The sequence below is a fragment of the Curtobacterium citri genome (genome assembly GCF_030362955.1).
Lineage (GTDB): Bacteria > Actinomycetota > Actinomycetes > Actinomycetales > Microbacteriaceae > Curtobacterium > Curtobacterium citri.
In genome coordinates this window covers 84533-103486 of record NZ_JAUCML010000003.1, presented here as the reverse complement: position 1 = coordinate 103486, position 18954 = coordinate 84533, and the positions used below count along the sequence as shown (strand labels likewise).

Annotated in this window: 21 protein-coding genes; 12 read left to right on the top strand and 9 right to left on the bottom strand. The window is 71.5% G+C overall.

All coding sequences use genetic code 11. The annotated features are described in order from the left end of the window. Positions 1–5: 5 nt before the first annotated feature. Positions 6–1382: a phosphoglucosamine mutase gene (gene glmM / locus QUG92_RS05290; RefSeq protein ID WP_289457966.1), complete on the top strand. Its 1377-nt coding sequence runs from the start codon at positions 6–8 to the stop codon at positions 1380–1382. Positions 1383–1527: 145 nt separating this feature from the next. Here glmM and coaA read toward each other — a convergent pair whose 3' ends face one another. Together coaA and QUG92_RS05280 are read right to left on the bottom strand one after the other, a co-directional pair. Further along, entirely contained in the window at positions 1528–2472 is a 945-nt protein-coding gene (coaA, locus tag QUG92_RS05285) for a type I pantothenate kinase (protein WP_289457965.1), read from the bottom strand. Positions 2473–2592: 120 nt separating this feature from the next. Further along, the gene (locus tag QUG92_RS05280; RefSeq protein ID WP_182045398.1) at positions 2593–3078 is read right to left on the bottom strand and encodes a glutathione peroxidase; all 486 of its coding nucleotides are present in this window, start codon (positions 3076–3078) and stop codon (positions 2593–2595) included. A gap of 71 nt (positions 3079–3149) precedes the next feature. Here QUG92_RS05280 and glmS point away from each other — a divergent pair, with 71 nt between their 5' ends. From glmS to tsaE, 5 genes are read left to right on the top strand one after another with little or no spacing between them, the layout of a single operon-like run. Further along, a complete protein-coding gene (glmS, locus tag QUG92_RS05275; protein WP_289457964.1) occupies positions 3150–4997 on the top strand; it encodes a glutamine--fructose-6-phosphate transaminase (isomerizing) in 1848 nt (615 codons plus the stop codon). A gap of 7 nt (positions 4998–5004) precedes the next feature. Then, on the top strand, positions 5005–5379 hold the full coding sequence (locus tag QUG92_RS05270; protein WP_069712827.1) for a holo-ACP synthase: 375 nt from the start codon (positions 5005–5007) through the stop codon (positions 5377–5379). After that, positions 5376–6479: an alanine racemase gene (gene alr, locus QUG92_RS05265; protein ID WP_069712828.1), complete on the top strand. Its 1104-nt coding sequence runs from the start codon at positions 5376–5378 to the stop codon at positions 6477–6479. Before QUG92_RS05270 ends, alr (QUG92_RS05265) begins: the two co-directional genes overlap by 4 nt. After that, a complete protein-coding gene (alr, locus tag QUG92_RS05260; protein ID WP_289457963.1) occupies positions 6476–7636 on the top strand; it encodes an alanine racemase in 1161 nt (386 codons plus the stop codon). Before alr (QUG92_RS05265) ends, alr (QUG92_RS05260) begins: the two co-directional genes overlap by 4 nt. Then, the gene (tsaE, locus tag QUG92_RS05255) at positions 7633–8139 is read left to right on the top strand and encodes a tRNA (adenosine(37)-N6)-threonylcarbamoyltransferase complex ATPase subunit type 1 TsaE (protein WP_289457962.1); all 507 of its coding nucleotides are present in this window, start codon (positions 7633–7635) and stop codon (positions 8137–8139) included. The genes alr (QUG92_RS05260) and tsaE overlap by 4 nt, the downstream gene beginning before the upstream one ends. Before the next feature lie 15 nt (positions 8140–8154). On the opposite strand, the gene QUG92_RS05250 is transcribed toward tsaE, so the two are convergent. From QUG92_RS05250 to QUG92_RS05230, 5 genes are all read right to left on the bottom strand, one after another. Continuing rightward, positions 8155–8334 (bottom strand): hypothetical protein, encoded by a 180-nt coding sequence (locus QUG92_RS05250; RefSeq protein WP_141718952.1) that lies wholly within the window; start codon positions 8332–8334, stop codon positions 8155–8157. 161 nt (positions 8335–8495) lie between these two features. Then, positions 8496–9362 carry a serine hydrolase domain-containing protein gene (locus tag QUG92_RS05245; protein WP_289457961.1) on the bottom strand — a complete coding sequence of 289 codons (867 nt, stop codon included), beginning with the start codon at positions 9360–9362 and terminating at the stop codon, positions 8496–8498. Beyond that, positions 9340–10236, bottom strand: coding sequence for an HTTM domain-containing protein (locus QUG92_RS05240; protein ID WP_289457960.1), 897 nt, complete (start codon positions 10234–10236; stop codon positions 9340–9342). Before QUG92_RS05240 ends, QUG92_RS05245 begins: the two co-directional genes overlap by 23 nt. 59 nt (positions 10237–10295) lie before the next feature. After that, the gene (locus tag QUG92_RS05235; protein ID WP_289457959.1) at positions 10296–10892 is read right to left on the bottom strand and encodes a DUF5819 family protein; all 597 of its coding nucleotides are present in this window, start codon (positions 10890–10892) and stop codon (positions 10296–10298) included. Between the two features lie 45 nt (positions 10893–10937). Beyond that, a complete protein-coding gene (locus QUG92_RS05230) occupies positions 10938–11261 on the bottom strand; it encodes a hypothetical protein (protein ID WP_289457958.1) in 324 nt (107 codons plus the stop codon). A 103-nt stretch (positions 11262–11364) separates the two neighbouring features. On the opposite strand from QUG92_RS05230, the gene tsaB reads away from it, so the two are divergent. The 4 genes from tsaB (at position 11365) to QUG92_RS05210 (ending at position 14444) form a co-directional block, all read left to right on the top strand. Continuing rightward, a complete protein-coding gene (gene tsaB, locus QUG92_RS05225; protein ID WP_289457957.1) occupies positions 11365–11991 on the top strand; it encodes a tRNA (adenosine(37)-N6)-threonylcarbamoyltransferase complex dimerization subunit type 1 TsaB in 627 nt (208 codons plus the stop codon). Further along, positions 11988–12524, top strand: a complete 537-nt coding sequence (rimI, locus tag QUG92_RS05220) for a ribosomal protein S18-alanine N-acetyltransferase (protein ID WP_289457956.1) — start codon at positions 11988–11990, stop codon at positions 12522–12524. Before tsaB ends, rimI begins: the two co-directional genes overlap by 4 nt. Then, positions 12511–13566, top strand: a complete 1056-nt coding sequence (tsaD, locus tag QUG92_RS05215) for a tRNA (adenosine(37)-N6)-threonylcarbamoyltransferase complex transferase subunit TsaD (protein WP_289457955.1) — start codon at positions 12511–12513, stop codon at positions 13564–13566. Before rimI ends, tsaD begins: the two co-directional genes overlap by 14 nt. 92 nt (positions 13567–13658) lie before the next feature. Further along, positions 13659–14444 (top strand): DUF4190 domain-containing protein, encoded by a 786-nt coding sequence (locus QUG92_RS05210; RefSeq protein WP_220456167.1) that lies wholly within the window; start codon positions 13659–13661, stop codon positions 14442–14444. A gap of 153 nt (positions 14445–14597) precedes the next feature. Here the strand turns inward: QUG92_RS05210 and QUG92_RS05205 are convergent, their stop codons facing one another. Further along, positions 14598–15800: a class I SAM-dependent methyltransferase gene (locus QUG92_RS05205; protein ID WP_289457954.1), complete on the bottom strand. Its 1203-nt coding sequence runs from the start codon at positions 15798–15800 to the stop codon at positions 14598–14600. Positions 15801–15958: 158 nt separating this feature from the next. Between QUG92_RS05205 and groES the strand changes: the two genes are divergently transcribed. Beyond that, positions 15959–16255 (top strand): co-chaperone GroES, encoded by a 297-nt coding sequence (gene groES, locus QUG92_RS05200; RefSeq protein ID WP_056121496.1) that lies wholly within the window; start codon positions 15959–15961, stop codon positions 16253–16255. Between the two features lie 119 nt (positions 16256–16374). Next, a complete protein-coding gene (gene rarD / locus QUG92_RS05195) occupies positions 16375–17337 on the top strand; it encodes an EamA family transporter RarD (RefSeq protein WP_289457952.1) in 963 nt (320 codons plus the stop codon). A 184-nt stretch (positions 17338–17521) separates the two neighbouring features. On the opposite strand, the gene QUG92_RS05190 is transcribed toward rarD, so the two are convergent. Then, complete coding sequence (locus tag QUG92_RS05190; protein ID WP_069712836.1) at positions 17522–18856, bottom strand: ABC transporter substrate-binding protein; 1335 nt, start codon at positions 18854–18856, stop codon at positions 17522–17524. Between the last annotated feature and the right edge of the window lie 98 nt (positions 18857–18954).

Genomic DNA, 18954 nt, shown 5'->3' with positions numbered 1-18954 from the left:
TCGCAATGCCGCGTCTGTTCGGTACCGACGGTGTTCGTGGACTCGCCAACGGCGAGCTGACGGCCGCGCTGGCTCTGGGTCTCGCCCAGGCCAGCGCGGCCGTGCTCACGCACGGACACCATGCGGACGCCCGCCGGGCGTCCGGTCGACCGCGCCCCCGTGCGGTCCTGGCGCGCGACCCGCGCGTCTCCGGCGAGTTCCTCGGTGCCGCGGTCGCGGCCGGGCTCGCCTCCGCCGGCGTCGACGTGCTCGACGCCGGGGTCATCCCCACGCCCGCCGCCGCGTACCTGGTGGCGGACATCGACGCCGACTTCGGCGTCATGATCTCCGCGTCGCACAACCCGGCGCCCGACAACGGCATCAAGTTCTTCGCGACGGGCGGCCGCAAGCTGCCCGACGAGGTCGAGGACCGCATCGAGGCGGCCATGCACGACCAGTCCGCGCCCACCCCCACGGGCGGCGAGGTCGGCCGGATCACCCGGTTCGCCGACGCCGAGGACCGCTACGTCGTGCACCTGCTCGGCACGCTGCCGCACCGGCTCGACGGTCTCCACGTCGTGCTCGACTGCGCGAACGGTGCGGCCGCCGGCGTCTCGCCCGAGGTGTTCGTGAACGCGGGTGCCCGCGTGACCCTGATCGGCGCCGAGCCGGACGGCATGAACATCAACGACGGCGTGGGGTCGACGCACATCGACAACCTCGCCCGGGCGGTGCTCGAGCACGGTGCCGACGTGGGCATCGCGCACGACGGCGACGCCGACCGGTGCCTCGCGGTGGACGCCGCGGGCAACGCGGTCGACGGCGACCAGATCATGGCGATCCTCGCGCTGTCGCTGCAGGAGCGCGGCCACCTGAAGGACGACACGCTGGTCGCGACGGTCATGTCGAACCTGGGCCTCAAGCGCGCCATGGCGGACGCGGGCATCACGGTGCTCGAGACCGGCGTCGGTGACCGCTACGTGCTCGAGAAGATGAACGAGGGCGGGTTCTCGCTCGGCGGCGAGCAGTCCGGCCACATCATCTTCAACGACTACGCGACCACCGGCGACGGGGTCCTGACCGGGCTGCACCTGGTGGCCGAGATGGCGCGCACCGGGAAGAGCCTGCAGGAGCTCGCGTCGTGCATGACCGTCTTCCCGCAGGTGCTCCTGAACGTCCGGGGCGTCGACCGCCACGGGCTCGAGGACCAGGGCGTGCAGGACGCGGTCGCCGCGGCCACGGCGGCGCTCGGGGACTCCGGGCGGGTGCTGCTGCGTCCGTCCGGCACCGAGCCGGTCGTCCGCGTGATGGTCGAAGCCGCCTCGCAGGAGGACGCCGAGCGCGTCGCCGAGGAGCTCGCGGACGTCGTGCGTGACCGGCTGGCGATCGACGAGGCCGCGTAGGCCGTTCGCCACGCGGGCGCTGCCCGCTGTCGAACCACGAGGACGACATCGAACCAGGCGCTCGTCCTGGTTCGATGTCGTCTTCCTGGTTCGACGCGCCTACCGTGCCGTGCCGTGCAGCCAGCGGCCGCGCCGGGTCCCCGCGTCAGATCTTGCGGAGCAGCACCGACGACACCTTGTGGTTCGCGCCCTTCTTGAGCACGAGGGTCGCCCGGGAGCGCGTCGGCAGCACGTTCTCGAGCAGGTTCGGCTCGTTGATCGCCCGCCACACCTCGGTCGCCGTCCGCACCGCGTCCTCGCGCGACAACGAGGCGAACCGGTGGAAGAACGAGTCGGGGCTCGAGAACGCCTCCTCCTGCAGGGCCAGGAACCGGTCGACGTACCAGGACTCGATGTCCTTCGTCTTCGCGTCGACGTAGATGGTGAAGTCGAAGAGGTCGGAGAGCGCGAGCCGCCCGTGCACCGGCGGCGCGAGCACGTTGAGCCCCTCGACGATGAGGACGTCCGGCTGCCGCACGACGATCTCCGCGTCGGGCACGATGTCGTAGACCAGGTGCGAGTAGAACGGCGCACGGACCTCGGTCGCGCCGCTCTTCACCTGGCTGACGAACCGCAGCAGGGCCCGGCGGTCGTACGACTCCGGGAAGCCCTTGCGGTCCATGATCCCGCGGCGCTCGAGCTCGGCGTTCGGGTACAGGAAGCCGTCGGTCGTGACGAGCTCCACGCGCGGGGTGTCGGGCCAGCGCTTCGTCAGCTCGCGGAGCAGTCGGGCGACGGTGGACTTGCCGACGGCCACCGAACCGGCGACGCCGATGACGAACGGTGTCCGACCGGCCCGCTCGCCGAGGAAGCGGCTCGTCTCCGCGTGCAGGTCCCGCGCCCCCGCCGCGTACAGCGTCAGCAGCCGCGAGAGGGGCAGGTAGACCTCCTGGACCTCCTGCATGTCGAGCCGGTCGCCCAGACCGCGCAGCTGCACGACCTCGGTCTCGGTGAGCGACAGGTGCTCCTTCGGCGCCAGCTGGGACCACTCGTCGCGCGGGATCTCCACGAACGGGGTCGGGTGCGCGACGGCGGTCTCCGTGATCGGCATGGGCACGAGCGTACCGACGGGAGGCGCGGAGCAGGTGAGCGGACGGGCTGCGGTGGTGCGCGCCTCCCGTCCGCGGCGCGGTGCGTGTCCGCAGGACGCGACCCGGCACGTGACCGGAGGTCAGGCGGGCAGGGCCGCCTCGATGGCGGCGACGACCTCGGGGGCGTCCGGCTTCGTGGTGGGGCGGAAGCGCGTGACGGAGCCGTCGGGGGCGACGAGGAACTTCTCGAAGTTCCAGCTCACCCGGCCGGCCTTGCCGGAGGCGTCGGGGGTCTCCTTGAGGGCCTGGTAGAGGGGATGGGCCCCCTTGCCGTTCACCTTGACCTTCTCGGACATCGGGAACGTCACGCCCCACGTGGTCGAGCAGTACTCGTCGATCGCCTCGGAGGAACCGAGCTCCTGCAGGAACTGGTTGCTCGGGAAGCCGAGGACCGTGAAGCCGCGCTCGGCGTAGGTCTTCTGCAGCGCCTCGAGCTGCTCGTACTGGGGTGCGAGCCCGCACCGCGAGGCGACGTTCACGACGAGCACCGCCTTGTCGGCGTACTGCCCGAACGTCGTCTGCTCGCCGTGCAGCGTCGTGATCGCGATGTCGTCGAAGCGTCCCATGATCGGAACGTTATCCCCGCCACCCGCGGCTTCGCAGGGTCGGCGGTCAGCCAGACCGTAGGATCGACCGCATGTGTGGAATCGTGGGCTACGTCGGCACCGGGAGCAGCCAGGAGGTCCTCCTCGGGGGCCTCCGTCGGCTCGAGTACCGCGGTTACGACTCTGCCGGCATCGCCGTCGTCGACCGACCCGGCGACCTGGTCTCGGCGAAGAAGGCGGGCAAGCTCCAGGCCCTCGTCGACGAGCTCGAGGCGCACCCGATCGCCGACGGTGCCACGGGCATCGGGCACACCCGCTGGGCGACGCACGGCGGTCCGACCGACGGCAACGCGCACCCGCACCTGGCGGACGGCGGCACGCTCGCCCTCATCCACAACGGCATCATCGAGAACTTCGCCCCGCTGAAGGAGGAGCTCCTCGCCGAGGGCGTGACGTTCGCCAGCGAGACCGACTCCGAGGTCGCGGCGCACCTCGTCGCGCGGTCCTTCCGCGAGACCGGCGACCTGACGGCCGCGATGCAGCAGGCCGTGCAGCGGCTCGAGGGCGCCTTCACGCTCCTCGTCGTGCACGCCGACCAGCCGGGCGTCGTCGTCGGTGCCCGTCGGAACTCCCCGCTCGTGGTCGGCCTCGGCGACGGCGAGAACTTCATGGGCTCGGACGTCGCCGCGTTCGTCGCCTACACGCAGCGCGCGCTCGCGATCGGGCAGGACGAGATCGCCACGATCCGTCCCGAGGGGGTCGAGGTCGTGCACTTCGACGGCAGCCCCGCGACCCCGGACGAGTTCGAGGTCAGCTGGGACGCGTCGGCCGCCGACAAGGGCGGCTGGAGCTCCTTCATGGCGAAGGAGATCAGCGAGGAGCCCGAGGCCGTCGCGAAGACGATCCTCGGCCGCGTGCACGACGGTGCCGTCACGCTGACCGACCTCGACCCGATCGCCGAGCGCCTGCAGCAGGTGGACCGCGTGATCGTGATCGCCTGCGGCACCGCGGCCTACGCCGGGACCCTGGGCAAGTACGCCATCGAGCAGTGGGCCCGCGTGCCGGTCGAGGTCGAGCTCGCGCACGAGTTCCGCTACCGCGACCCGGTGCTCGACGAGCGCACCCTCGTGGTCTCGATCAGCCAGTCGGGCGAGACCATGGACACGCTCATGGCCGTGAAGTACGCCCGCGAGCAGGGCGCGCAGGTGCTCTCGATCTGCAACACGCAGGGCGCGACGATCCCGCGCGAGTCCGACGCTGTGATCTACACGCACGCCGGGCCGGAGGTCGCCGTCGCGTCCACGAAGGCGTTCATCGCCCAGGGCGTGGCGCTGTACCTGCTCGGGCTGCACCTCGCCACGCTGCGCGGCACGCTGACGGCCGAGCAGGTCGCCGAGCAGGTCGCCGAGCTCGAGGGACTCGCGCCGAAGCTGCAGCAGACCATCGACGACGCGTCCGGCATCGCCGAGCTGGCGAAGTGGATGGCGGACACCCGGAGCGTGCTGTTCCTCGGTCGCCACGTGGGCTACCCGATCGCGCTCGAGGGTGCGCTCAAGCTCAAGGAGCTCGCCTACATCCACGCCGAGGGCTTCGCCGCCGGTGAGCTCAAGCACGGACCGATCGCCCTGATCGAGCCCGGGCAGATCGTCTTCGTCATCGTGCCGTCGCCGCGCGACCCGCGCTCGCTGCACCCGAAGGTCGTCTCGAACATCCAGGAGATCCGCGCCCGCGGTGCCCGGGTGATCGCCATCGCCGAAGAAGGGGACGCCGCCGTGCTGCCCTTCGCCGACGAGGTCCTGCGCATCCCGCTCGCCACGCCGCTGTTCGAGCCGCTGCTCGCCGTCGCGCCGCTGCACATGTTCGGCATGGAGCTCGCCGCCGCCAAGGGCCTCGACGTCGACCAGCCGCGCAACCTGGCGAAGTCGGTCACCGTCGAGTAGGTCGGACGTGATCATCGGCATCGGGGTCGACGTCGTCGACACGGAGCGGTTCCGGGGTGTGCTCGAACGCACTCCGGCACTGCGCACCCGGCTGTTCACCCCCGCCGAGCTGCTGCGTGACGGCGAACCGCGTCCGGTGTCCTCGCTCGCCGCGCGGTTCGCGGCGAAGGAGGCGCTCATCAAGGCCTTCGGGTCGAGCGCGGGACTGAGCTGGCAGGAGCTCGAGGTCGTCGCCGACGACCAGCGGAACCCGTCGCTCACCCTGCACGAGGGGGCCCGTCGGGTGGCGGCGGACCGCGGCGTCACGGACGTCCACCTGTCGCTGTCGCACGACGGCGGCATCGCGACGGCGTTCGTCGTCATCGAAGGGGGGAGCGCATGACCGCGTTCACCGGCATCACGGTCGACCGCGAAGCGTTGATCGCCAACTACGTGACCGTGTCCGAGCGCGTTGCGCCCGCCGGGGTCATCGCGGTCGTGAAGGCGAACGCGTACGGCCACGGGGCGCTCCACGCCGCACGGGCCTTCGTCGACGCGGGCGCCGAGTGGCTCGGGGTCGCGGACGTCGACGAGGGCATCGCGCTCCGCCGCGCCGGGATCGACGAGGGCGTGCGGATCCTCTCGTGGCTGCACGCCCCGGACGAGGACTTCCGCCGGGCTGCGCAGTACGACGTCACCCCGGCGGTCTCGAGCGTGTCCCAGCTCGCTGCAGCAGCCGACTCGGAGGTGCCGGCCGTGCACGTCTGCGTCGACACCGGCCTGAGCCGCAACGGCGCCGTGGAGTCCGAGTGGGCCGAGCTCTTCGCGACCGCCGGACGCATCGCCCGGTCCGGTGGGCGCACGCGCGTCGAGGGGCTCATGTCGCACCTGTCGAACGCCTCGCGCGCGGACGACCTCGACCAGGACGCCGCGCTGCAGCGGGCCCTCGACGGGCTCGCGGCGAACGGCATCGTGCCGGACGTGGTGCACCTCGCCGCGAGCGCGGCGAGCATCGCGGTGCCCGAGACGCGGCACGACGCCGCCCGGGTCGGGCTCGCGCTGTACGGCCTGAGCCCGTTCGCCGACCGCTCGTCCGCCGACCTCGGGCTGCGCCCGGCGATGCGCGTGACCGCCGCCGTGCTCCGGACCGTCCCGGTCGCCGCGGGCGAGGGCGTGAGCTACGGCTACACCTGGCGGGCGGAGACGGACACGCGCCTGGCGGTGATCGGGCTCGGCTACGCCGACGGCTTCGACCGCGACCTCGGCAACCGGGTGTCCGTCCGCATCGGCGACCGTCGCTTCCCCGTCGTCGGACGCGTCGCGATGAACGCCATGCACATCGACATCGGTGACGCGGACGTCCGGGTCGGCGACGAGGCCGTGCTCTGGGGCGACCCCGCCGACGGCGACCCGGCCGTCGAGGAGTGGGCGGCCGCGATCGGCACGATCAACTACGAGGTGGTCGCGAGGGTCGGCCGCAGCGTGGAACGGAGGACGACGTGAACGCGCCGCTGCGCCGGGCCCGGATCGACCTCGACGCGTACCGGTCGAACCTCGACCTGGTCCGCGGGTGGATGGCACCGGTCGAGGTCATGGCGATCATGAAGGCCGACGCCTACGGGCACGGCCTCGAGCCGATCGCCCTCGCCGCCGTCGATGCCGGAGTCCGGTGGATCGGGGTGCTGACGGTGCCCGCGGCGCTGCGACTGCGGTCGATCGGCATCGGCGAGGACGTCCACCTCTTCACCTGGCAGCACGACCCCGGGCTCGACTTCCGGGACGCGATCGACTCGGCGATCGACCTCGGCGTCTCGAACGTCACCGAGCTGCAGCGGGTCGTCGACGCCGTCGACCAGCGTCCCGCCCGCGTGCACCTCGGCGTCGACTCCGGTCTGCACCGCGACGGCGCGACGGCCGACGTCTGGCCCGACCTGGTGTCCCTGGCCGTGCAGGCGCAGCGTGCCGGTCGGATCGAGGTCGTCGCCGCGTACACGCACCTCGCCGAGTCCTCCGACGACGACGACAGCGCCGCGGTGGCGGTGTTCGACCGGGCCGTCGAGGCGGCGGAGGACCTCGGGCTCGACCTGCCGATGGAGCACGTCGCGGCGTCGCTCGCCGGGCTCGAGCGCAAGGAGTTCCGGAAGGACATGGTCCGGATGGGCGCCAACCTGTTCGGTATCCCCGGTGCCGACGGTGTCTCCGCCGCGGACCTCGGGCTCGAGCCGGTGATGACGCTGACGGCCTCGGTCGCGAAGACGAAGCGCGTGCCCGTCGACACGGGCGTCTCGTACGACTACACGTACCGCACCAGCGCGGAGACGACGCTCGCCCTCGTGCCGGTCGGCTACGCGGACGGTGTCCCGCGCCTGGCGCAGGGGCGGATCGAGGTCACGATCGCCGGCAAGCGGTACCCGATCGCCGGTCGGGTCGCGATGGACCAGTTCCTGGTCGACGTCGGCGACGACGAGGTCCGGGTCGGCGACCCCGTCGTGCTCTTCGGCACGGGGGAGCACGGCGAGATGACCGTCCTCGAGTGGGGCGAGGCGCTCGGCACGATCGGCGAGGAGGTGACGTGCCGCATCGGCGCCCGCGTCCCGCGCGAGGTCGTCGGACACGAGGTCGGCGGGCGCGTCGGCGACTACCTGCGGGAGCAGCCGTGACGGACGCCCCGCGTGTGCTGCTCGACACCACGGTGTCGACGACCGACGAGATGGGCGGACTCGGCGCCCGGCTCGCCGCGGTGTTGCATGCGGGGGACCTCGTCGTCCTCACCGGGCCGCTCGGTGCCGGCAAGACGACGCTGACCCGCGGCCTCGGCGCGGCCCTCGGTGCACGCGGACAGGTGTCCAGCCCGACCTTCGTGCTCGCCCGGACCCACCCCACCTCCGCGGGGCCGGACCTGGTGCACGTCGACGCCTACCGCCTGAGCGACCCGGTCGAGCTCGACGACCTCGACCTCGACTGGGACGCCGCGATCGTGGTCGTCGAGTGGGGCCGCGGGTTCGTCGACGGCATCTCCGACGCCGTGCTCGACGTGGAGATCGTCCGCGCGACCGGGGCGGACGCGTCGACGGACGACCTCGACCCGGACGACGTGCCGGACGAGCCCCGACGGGTCGTCGTCACCGCGACCGGCGCGCGGTGGGCCGACACCGCACTCTGACGGGTCCCGCGGTGGTCACTCGCCGGGAAGGCGAGCGGTCGGGTCGATGAAGAAGTCGGCGTAGCTCGGCTCGGCGACGGGGAGCCACCCCACCCGGGCGTGCACGAGCGCCTCGAGTTCGGCGGGCGGGGTCAGCCCGCGACGGCGCCACTGGTCGGGGTCGCGGTGCACGGCGGTACGAGGGGTCCAGGGCATCGGGCGTCCTTCCTGATCGTGTCGCGTGTGCTCTGCATGTGTTCGGCAGAACATCACCGAAGAGTATTCCTACTCGACCGACGGTGATTCTGCAAACGCTTGCTCACAAACCCGACACTGTTGACCCGCGCTTGCACTCCACGCTCGGCTCCCGATCGGGGTCACTCCTCACGGCCGACGCCGATGCGGGATGCTCGCGCGAGTTCGACGGACTTCCGTTCCAACCGAGCACCGAGGCGCAGTCCGTGAGCCACGAGGACTCGTGAGCCGCCGGAGGGACGGATCGCACACGCGCGGCTGTGGCGGGTGGCGCCGTTGATGACGTCGGCGCCGGGTGCCGACTGCCACCCCGGCGGTGTCGTCGTCTCGTGCGCTGCGGCGCCGAGGAACCTGCAGAGGTCGTCGAACGTCGACCAGACACCGCCCGCCGCCGCGTAGGGACCGGCGCCCACTGACCAGGGCTCGAGTGGTCGGCCTGCGCGGTCCCGAGGGAGCACGCGCGCGGGCGGTGACGGATGGAGCGTTGCGGTCGTGACTCCGGCAGGGGCCAGCACGCGATCCACGGCCCAGTCCCACCAGCTCGCCACGGTAGCGTCGAGGACTTCTCCCAGCACTGCGTACCCGAGGTTCGAGTACAGGTGGTCACCGCGCGGCAGCAGCGGCACGACGGTGGCAGGGTCGAGGCGACGCCCGACCACGTCAGCGTAGGGATCGCGTCGGAAGAGGGCTCGGATCGGATGCGCCATCCGCGGCAGGCCTGAACGGTGCTCGAGCAGTTCGAGCACCGAGAAGTGTGCTTCGGGGAGCCGAGGGAGCAGTCGGGCAACCTCGTCGCCCCCGCTGAACAGTCCCTCGGTGATGGCGATCCGGACTGCTGTCGCCGTCACCGCTTTGGTGATGCTGCCCCACTCGACCAGGTGGTCCGGTGAGTACGGCGGGATGTGATCGCGCACCATCTCGGGGACGCCGTCCCGGTCGACCCACGCCGCGATCCAGGTACCCCTGTCAGAGTTCGGGCGACGGAACACGGCCCCGACCTCCCTCGCGACAGACGAGGCGCTTCGCGGTGCGGAGCGAGGATGAGGCGCGCAGGACGATCCGCTCTGCGCGGGCCTCGTCGAAGATCAGGTCGAGGGCGATCATCACGAGGGCGAACGACGTCAGGTTCATCAGCAGGGCTATTCCGCAATGGAACACGATCATCAGGGAGACTGCGATCGGTCGCCCGGCACGGAAGAGTACGAGGGCGGGGAAGAACACGGACGTGAGGACCGTCGCGTAGGCGGCGATGACGAGCAGCCATCCCGCATGGAAGAGGAGCGGCGTGACTCCTGGCCAAAAGAACTCCGGTACTCGAAGGATGTAGTACAGAGCCGTTCCGTCCTGCCACAACTGGCCCTGCACCTTGTAGAGCCCGGCAAGGAGGTAGACGATGCAGAGCTGCACGCTGATCAGGAGCACACCGGTGTTGTGCGCGATGGTCGAGCTCGTCCGGTCGGTTCTGTGACGTCGGGACGGCATCACCGTGACTCGATCGAAGCACCTGGTGAGCAGGAGGAACGGGATCACGAGGATGACGAGGTTGTCTCCACCGTCCATGAGGGTGGGGTTCGTCATGTACAACGACCAGATGAAGGCTCCGTGCAGACTGAGCGCGAGACGACCACCGATGCCGAGCATGACCAGCACGGCGAGCAGGCATCCGACGTGGAACACGACCTCGAACCAGACCATCGACCCGCTCACGAGGTAGAGGCTGAAGGCTCCTCGAGCAGCTACGAGATCGTGCATCATGTCCGTGCCGTACAGGCCGTCAGGTCCGAACAGGAAGCGGCGGTCAGCCCACGAGGTGGCGTAGTAGGCGACGGATACGAGTCCGACCGTCGCCCGGAGCAGACTCACCGCGGTCGGAGCATGTCGTCCTTCGCTCAGCCACCCGACGACGCGATCGAGGTTCGACGTCAGAGCGTGATCCATTGCGACTCCTCCACGCGCGTGTGCTCCGGGCTGTCGGGTGCGGTTCGGCGTGACCATCCAGGGAAGCGGTGGAACACGTAGCGCAGCTGGACAGCGGTCGGGTGAGACCCCTTCGCGCAGTCGATGCGTTGCGCTGCGTACCGGGCGAGGAGTTGTTCGGCTTCGTCCTGCGCTCGCTGCGCTTCGTCGTCCAACTGGCGCGGTCTCTCGATGTTCTTCTCCGCAAGGCGCTCGCTGACCGGATCCTCCATGAAGCGCTGCACGAGGAGATTGCTGATGACGCGGCTCTCGCGCGACGGGAACACCCGGCGGGAGTTCGATCTGCTGATCCCCGGGGTCGTGATGTCGACGAAGCCTGTCGCTCGGCGGCCGCACATCACCCTGGCGAGCACGCCGCGTTCCTCACTGATCGGGTCGGGCGCGAAGAGCTGCCAACTCTGCGAGAACCAGGGCTCGATCCGATGTGCGACGGGCGCGAGCGCGAAGCTGATCGGGGTGACGGGACCGGCGAGGACGAGGGCCAACACCGCATAGGTGCACACCACCAGAACAGACGCGGCGGAGCAGAGTCGTTCCTTCATGATCCTCCTGAGAGGTGGCGCTCTGCGCAGAGCGCCACCTCTTGATCAGCGATCGAAGTAGCTGGCTTCGAGGTCGGCGGTCGAGCCGCCCGGTACCGATGACCGCCCGAGCACGCTGGCCCAGGAGAGGACCTTGGCGGCGTCCCGAGGGGAAGTCGCCGCCTTGAAGCCGGCGTACAGGGCCTTGGCGACGCCCGCAGCCGCCCGAGGCTCGTCGTGCGGGGCTGAGTCGGTCGTAGTCGTAGAGGCCCGCTCCATCGCCGGCGTCGTCGGAGCGGGCTGAGCAGCAGCGCTGACTGCAGGGACGAGCACCGCACCCGTCACCAGAGCGGCGGTAGCCGCCGCGGAAAGTACCTTCATGTTGATCATGGTCCTCCTTCAGAGACGTGTGAAACGCAACGTATCGAGTATCAGTGGCCGCACGCAAGGGCTGTCGGGATGCAGACGGGGCGGTCGGACCTACGATGGACGCGTGCTCCTCGCCATCGACACGTCCGCCGGTACCTCCGTCGCGGTCGTCGACCCGACGACCGGCCGGACCGTCGCCGAGCGCAGCACCGACGACTCCCGCCGTCACGCCGAGGTCGTCGGGCCGTTCCTCGCCGAGGTCCTCGTCGAGGCCGGGATCACCGGTGCCGACGTCACCGGCGTCGTCGCCGGCACGGGCCCCGGTCCCTTCACCGGGCTGCGCGTCGGCATCGCCGCCGCGCGGACCTTCGCCGCCGCCCTCGGCGTCCCCGTCCTGCCCCTCGTCAGCCACGACGCGATCGCGGCCGACCAGGCCCAGGACGGCCCGTTCGTCGTCCTGACGGACGCGCGTCGGCGCGAGGTCTACTGGAGCGCGTACGACCGGACCGGCACACGGGTGGCGGGTCCGGGACTCGCCAGGCCGGCGGACCTGGACGAGGCGATCCGTGCCTCCCGTCCGGACGCGGTGGGCTGGGACCGGGTGACGGTCGCGACGGTGCCGGCCGGGAGGCTCGGGGCGATCGCCGCAGACCGGCTCGCCTCCGGCGCGCCCTTCGCGGACGACACCCCGCTGTACCTGCGCGACCCCGACGTGACGGTGCCGGGAGCCCCGAAGCGGGTCGTCCGGTGACCGGACCGTCGGCGGACGGACTGCGGATGCGCCGGGCGGTCCCGCAGGACCTCGACGACATCATGTGGCTCGAGCACGCCTCGTTCCCGACGGACGCCTGGTCGGCGTCGCAGATGGCGGGCGAGTTGTGGTCGCCGCACGGGTACTACGTCGTGGTCGAGACCACGGAGGACGGCGCCCCGACGGTCGTCGGCTACGCCGGGCTGTCCTCGCTCGCCGGCAACCCCGTCGCCGACGTGCAGACCATCGCCGTCGCTGCCGAGCAGCGGGGGCGGGGGATCGGCAGGGCGCTCTTCACGGAACTGCTCGACGAGGCCCGTCGGCGCGGGGTGCACGAGGTGTTCCTCGAGGTGCGTGCCGACAACCCCGTCGCGCAGGCGATGTACACGGCGGCCGGCTTCGAGCAGATCGCCGTCCGCCCCCGCTACTACCAGCCGGACGGTGTCGACGCGTGGGTGATGCGGGCGACGCTCGCACCCGCGCCGACCGGCCCCGGACCCATCGGACAGGAGACCCTCGGTGAGCGCGACTGAACCCCTGGTGCTCGGCATCGAGACGAGCTGCGACGAGACCGGGGTCGGCATCGTCCGCGGCACCACCCTGCTGGCCAACGTGATCGCCTCGAGCATGGAGGAGCACGCGCGCTACGGCGGGGTCGTGCCCGAGGTCGCGGCGCGGGCACACCTGGAAGCGATGACCCCGACCCTGCACGAGGCCCTCGAGCGCGCGGGCGTGACGCTCGACGAGCTCGACGCGGTGGCGGTGACCGCGGGACCGGGGCTCGCGGGCGCGCTCATGGTCGGGGTCGGCGCGGCCAAGGCGCTCGCGGTCGCAACCGGCAAGCCGCTGTACGGGGTGAACCACCTCGTCGGGCACGTCGGCGCGGACGTGCTGCGCGCGGACGACACCGCGATCGAGCTGCCGACCGTGGCGCTGCTGGTCTCCGGCGGGCACACCTCGCTGCTGCTCGTGCGGGACCTGGTCGGCGACGTCGAACTGCTCGGCGAGACCATCGACGACGCCGCGGGCGAGGCATTCGACAAGGTCGCGCGGCTGCTCGGCCTGCCCTACCCCGGCGGCCCGCAGATCGACCGGGCGGCTGCCGACGGCGACCCGACCGCGATCCGCTTCCCCCGCGGCCTCACGCTGCCGAAGGACATGGCGGCGCACCGGTACGACTTCTCCTTCTCGGGACTCAAGACGGCCGTCGCGCGCTGGGTCGAGAAGTCACGCGACGAGGGCCGCGAGGTGCCGGTCGCGGACGTCGCGGCGTCGTTCCGCGAGGCCGTCGTGGACGTCCTCCTCACGAAGGCGCTCGCCGCGTGCCGGGACACCGGCGTCGACCGGCTGCTGCTCGGCGGCGGGGTCGTCGCGAACGCCCGGCTCCGCGCCGTCGCCGAGGAGCGGTGCGCTGCAGCCGGCGTCGCGCTGCGGATCCCGCCGTTCGACCTCTGCACGGACAACGGCGCGATGATCGCCGCGATCGGTGCGCGTCTGGTGGCCGAGGGGCACGCGCCGAGCGACCTCGGGATCGCCGCCGACTCGACCTTGCCGGTGACGACCGTCCAGGTCTGATCGGCGGGCCCGGCCGGGCTGCCGAGACCGGGCGGAGGCGCTTGTGGGAGGATCCTCTCGGGCGCCGACCGGGCGCCGAGGAGGGGTGGACGGTGTCCGATCAGAACCAGTGGCCGAAGCCGGGCGAGTCGAACGGGTCGCCCGACGGCCAACAGCGCGACGGCCAGCAGCCCGACGCCCGGCACCAGGACGGGCAGCAGTCGGGTGCGTACCAGCCCCCGATGTCGGCGCCGTCGAGCAGCGCGCAGGACCCGTGGTCGCGGTCCGGTCAGGGCACCGCGGCCCAGGGCGTCACCGGCGGCTCCACCGCGCCCCAGGGGCAGCAGGGCCCGTCGTCGTACGGGCAGCAGCCCCAGCCGGGGCAGCAGGCCCCGTACGGGCAGGCGCCGCAGGGCCAGCAGACGCCGTACGGGCAGCAGCCGACGGGCGCGCCCTACGGTCAGGCGGGCGCGAACCCGTACGCGCAGCAGTCCCAGGGCAACCCGTACGCGCAGCCCCAGGGCAACCCGTACGCGCAGCCGCAGGGCGGCAACCCCTACGCGGCGCCGTACGCCACCGGCGGGTACCAGCCCTACGCGCAGCGTCCGCGGACGAACACGCTGGCGATCCTGTCCATCGTCTTCGCCTACGCGGGCATCATCATCTGGCCGCTCGTCATCCTGTCGAGCCCGGCCGGCGCGATCATGGGCCACATCGCCCTCGGCAAGATCAAGCAGTCCGGTGAGGCCGGCCGCGGCCTGGCGCTCGCCGGGATCATCGGCGGGTGGGTCCTGACCGGGCTGTACGTGCTGTTCGCGGTCGTCTTCATCATCGCGATCGCCTCGTCGCACGGCTACTCCGACTCGTACGACTACGACTCGGGCGCCTTCATCGGCTGACCACTCCGCGAGAACGACAGGACCCCGCGAACGGTTCGCGGGGTCCTGTCCTCCTGCCGAGGAGACGCGGCAACCGACGCAACACCGACGCCGGACCCGCGCCGATGCCGGACCCGCGCCGACGCCGTACCCGCGCCGACGCGCTCCCGCGCCCTACCCGGCCACCCCGGCGAGCCGCTCGCACAGGACCGCGGTGTGCCGTCCCTCCAGGCGGGTGAGCACCAGCGTGACCGACCGGCGCCCCCGCAGCCGCAACCGCTTCCGGAACTGCGCGGGATCGACGTCGACCCCGCGCTTCTTGATCTCCACGGTGCCGACGTCCTCGGCGGCCAGGCGGGCGGCGAGCTGCTTCACGTCGAGCGGCATCGTGTCGAGCACCCGGAACCCCTGTGCGAAGGGTGTCGTGGCGGCCCGGTCCGAGGTGACGTAGGCGATCCCGTCCGAGAGCATCCGGCCGTCCAGGGACCGGGCGAGGTCGCCGATGAGCCGGGCGCGGATGACGGCGCCGTCCGGCTCGTACAGGTAGGTGCCGACCGGGCCGACCTCGACGTCCTCCGCGTCGGCGGGACCGGTGAGCTCGGCGATCCCGTGGGCACCGATGACGGTCGCCGCTCGTCGGACGCCGGCGCGGGCGAGCGGGCCCGACCAGAGGACGAGCTCGACGACCTCGCGGTCGACGGAGACCCACTGCGCCTCGAGGGTGTCGGGGATCAGGTCGCGGTCGATGCCCGGGCCGAGCTTCACGCCCGTCGGGGTCGTCGTGGCCGCGGCGAAGACGGTGTCGAGCGTGGGCGACCAGTCGTCCGGGTCGGCGAGGCGCTTCGTGTTCGCGTGCCCGGCCGTCCGACGCGCGGGGTCCATCCACACGCCGTCGACGCGGGACAGGTCGAACTCGGCGGCGTCGCCGAGCTCGACGCGCGCGTTCGGCCAGAGCGCCAGGTTGTGCGTCGCGACGGCCGCGGTCACCTCGTCGCGGTCGACCGCCGTGATGTCGAGGTCGAGCGCGGCCATCGCCATCGCGTCCCCGCCGATGCCGCAGCCGAGGTCGGCGACACGCGTCAGGCCGGCGGCGGCGAAGCGTCCGGCGTGCTGTGCGGCGACCTGCAGCCGCGTGGCCTGCTCGAGTCCGGCCTCGGTGAAGAGCATGCGCGCGGCGAAGTCGCCGAACTTCCCGCGGGCCTTCTGGCGCAGCTTCGCCTGCGTGAGGACGGCGGCCACGAGCCCGGGGTCGTGCCCCTCGGCGCGCAGCCGCGAGACCACCCGGACGATCTCGCCCCCGTCCGAGACACCGGGGGTACGGTCGAGCAGGGCCATCCCCTCGGGGGTCAGCAACTGGGCGAGATCGGCGGCTTCCACCCGACGATCCTCGCAGGTCGCCGGGAGCCCGGCCGTGTGCTGGCACTCGGATTGACCGAGTGCCAGACTGTCCCTAGACTCGCGTTGGCACTCTCCTGTGCGTAGTGCCAACCGGTTCCCATCTGTACCGAGTCAGTACCGAGAAAGAAGAGGTCACCGTGGCCGTCACCATCAAGCCGCTCGAGGATCGCATCGTCATCCGCCAGGTCGAGGCGGAGCAGACCACCGCTTCCGGTCTCGTCATCCCGGACACCGCGAAGGAGAAGCCCCAGGAGGGCGAGGTCGTCGCCGTGGGTCCGGGTCGCATCGACGACAACGGCAACCGCGTCCCGCTCGACGTCGCCGTCGGCGACAAGGTCATCTACTCGAAGTACGGCGGCACCGAGGTCAAGTACTCCGGCGAGGACCTGCTCGTCCTCTCGGCGCGCGACGTCCTCGCGGTCATCGAGCACTGAGCTCACGCCCCACGAACGCCCCGTCCGGCTCCCAGCCGGCGGGGCGTTCCTGCGTCCGGTGACGGCCGGGAGGCGCGGAGCCGCTCCGCAGCGTCCGACCGGCTTCCTAGGATGGTTCCGTGAGTGAACAGGTGCCGGCCCGGCCGGTCCGCAGCGAGGCGTCCGTCGGCGTGGTCCAGGCGATCGTGGCGTACGGCCTCTGGGGCCTCATGCCCCTGCTCTTCGCGGCGATGAGCCCCGCCGGTGCGTTCGAGATCGTCGCCTGGCGCATCGTCTTCGGCCTGGTGTTCTGCGCGGTCGCGATCGCCGTCACCCGCTCCTGGCTCCGCACGCGCTCCCTGCTCGCCCAGCGTCGGGTGGTGCTCGTCATGGGCCTCGCCGCGGTGCTCATCCTGGTGAACTGGACCGTGTACGTCGCCGCGACGACGACGGGCCACACGGTCGAGGCGGCGCTCGGCTACTTCATCAACCCGCTCGTGACGATCGCGCTCGGTGTGGTGGTCCTCCGCGAGCGCCTGCGGCCGGCACAGTGGGCGGCGGTCGGCATCAGCGTCGCGGCCGTCGTCGTGATCGCGATCGGCTACGGGCAGGTGCCGTGGATCTCGCTCGTGCTGGCGTTCTCGTTCGGGCTGTACGGCCTCGTCAAGAAGCGCGTCGGCGGGACGGTCGACGCGTTGAGCGGGCTGACGCTCGAGACCGCGTGGCTGCTGCCGATCGCGGTGGGTGCGCTCGTCGTGCTCGGGGTCACGGGACTCGGGGGCGGCCTGACGTTCACGAGCGAGGGGTGGCCGCACGCCGTCGTCACGGTGCTGACCGGCCCGGCGACGGCGGTGCCGCTGCTGTTGTTCGCGTCGTCCGCACGGCGGGTCAGCCTGTCGACGCTCGGGTTGACGCAGTACCTCGCGCCGGTCCTGCAGCTGCTCGTCGGCGTCGTCGTGCAGCACGAGGCGATGCCGCCCGCGCGGTGGGTCGGCTTCGGCATCGTCTGGGTGGCGCTCGTGGTGCTCACGGTCGACAGCTTCGCGGCCGCCCGGGCAGCGCGGCGCCGGACGTCAGCACCTGCGGCGGTCGAGCCGGCCTGATGGAGGCGGGGAGCGCCTCCCGTCCGCCTCGGTGCCAGCGCGCGGTCCGGAGCGCTGTGCCGAGACTCGGCCATGCGGACAGTTTCGCGGTACCGCGCCCGCGAAACTGTCCGCGGACGCGAGTCTCGCGGGAACGACGTCGGCCCCGGACCTGCGAGAGGTCCGGGGCCTACGTCGAGCGGTGTTACTTCGAGACCGAACCCTGGATCGCGGTCTGGTAGACGGGCTTGTTGTCGCCGTCGAACTTGTAGATGCCGATGTAGGCGCTCGACGGGTCGTTCTTGCTGTCGAACGGACCGATGCCGGACGGGCCGGTGTAGTGGATGTCCTCACCGGAGTCGAGCAGCTTCTTGCAGTCGGCGAAGGTCGAGCACTCGGTGCCGCCGTCCGCACCGGAGACCGCGGCCATGTTGGCCTGGATCGTCCCGGAGTCGGTGCCCTTGCCCTTGACCGCGGCCAGCGCGGCGAGGGTGGTGGCGTCGTAGGACTCGGCCGCGTACGAGTAGTCGGCGAGCTCCTTGCCGGACGACTTCTTGTAGAAGTCCGCCAGGCGCTGCTTCAGCTCGTCCTTCGGGCTCGCACCGGGGATGGTGCCCTGGGCGCCCTCGAGGGTGCCCGGGTCGAAGTCCTTCGAGTAGTCCGCCGTGTTGCCGTCGGACATGTAGATCTTCGCCATGTCGGCGTTCTGCGACTTCAGCTCGGGGATGATCGACTTCGTCTCGTCGAAGGCGAGCACCACGATGGCGTCCGGCTTGGCCGCGAGGGCCGCCGTCACCTCGGACGAGAACGTCGTCTGTCCGGGCGGGAACTCCTGACCCTTGCCCTTGCCGCCGTAGACGACCTGGCCGCCCGAGTCCTCGACCGCCTTCTGGACGGTGTCGCGGAGACCCGTGCCGTAGGTGTCGTTGAAGACCAGGAACGCGACCGTGGCGTTGCCGTCACCGGTGATGAGCTGACCGAGCGCCGAGCCCTGGACCGAGTCCGGCGGAGCGGTGCGGTAGTAGTGCGACGAGTAGCCCGACAGGTCGGTCGCGGTGTTCGCCGGCGAGATCTGCACCATGCAGTTGCTCGTCAGCTGGTCGATGACGTTCAGCGTGACGCTGGACGACTCGGCGCCGATGACGACGGGGACCTTGGCGTTGACGAGCTTCGTCGCCGCGGAGCTCGACACGGTCATGTCGTTGCTGTCACCGGAGTCGGTGGCGGGGTCGATGCTGACGTCCTTGTCCAGCACGCCGCCCGCGGCGTTGATGTCCTCGACCGCGAGGCCGACACCGGACTCGGCCGGCGGGTTGAGGTACGACAGCGTGCCGGTGAGCGGCAGGATCGTGCCGATCTTCAGCGCGTCGGTACCGGGGGTGTCGGGTGCCTTGCAGCTGGCGGCCGGGTCCTTCTTCGCACCGCCTGCCGACGCGGAGGAGGTCGACTCGGCGCTGCCGCCGGTGGAACACGCGGCGAGGAGGAGCGCTGCCGCTCCCGCCACTGCCAGTGCCGTGGTGGCACGGGTGGTTCTGGTCATCCGTGGAGCCCTTTCTCTGCGCGGAGGCCCAACCGCATCGGGTCGAGCGCGGTCACCTCCGCGTGGGTTGCCGAGAAAACTAGGGCCGAAGTGTTTCG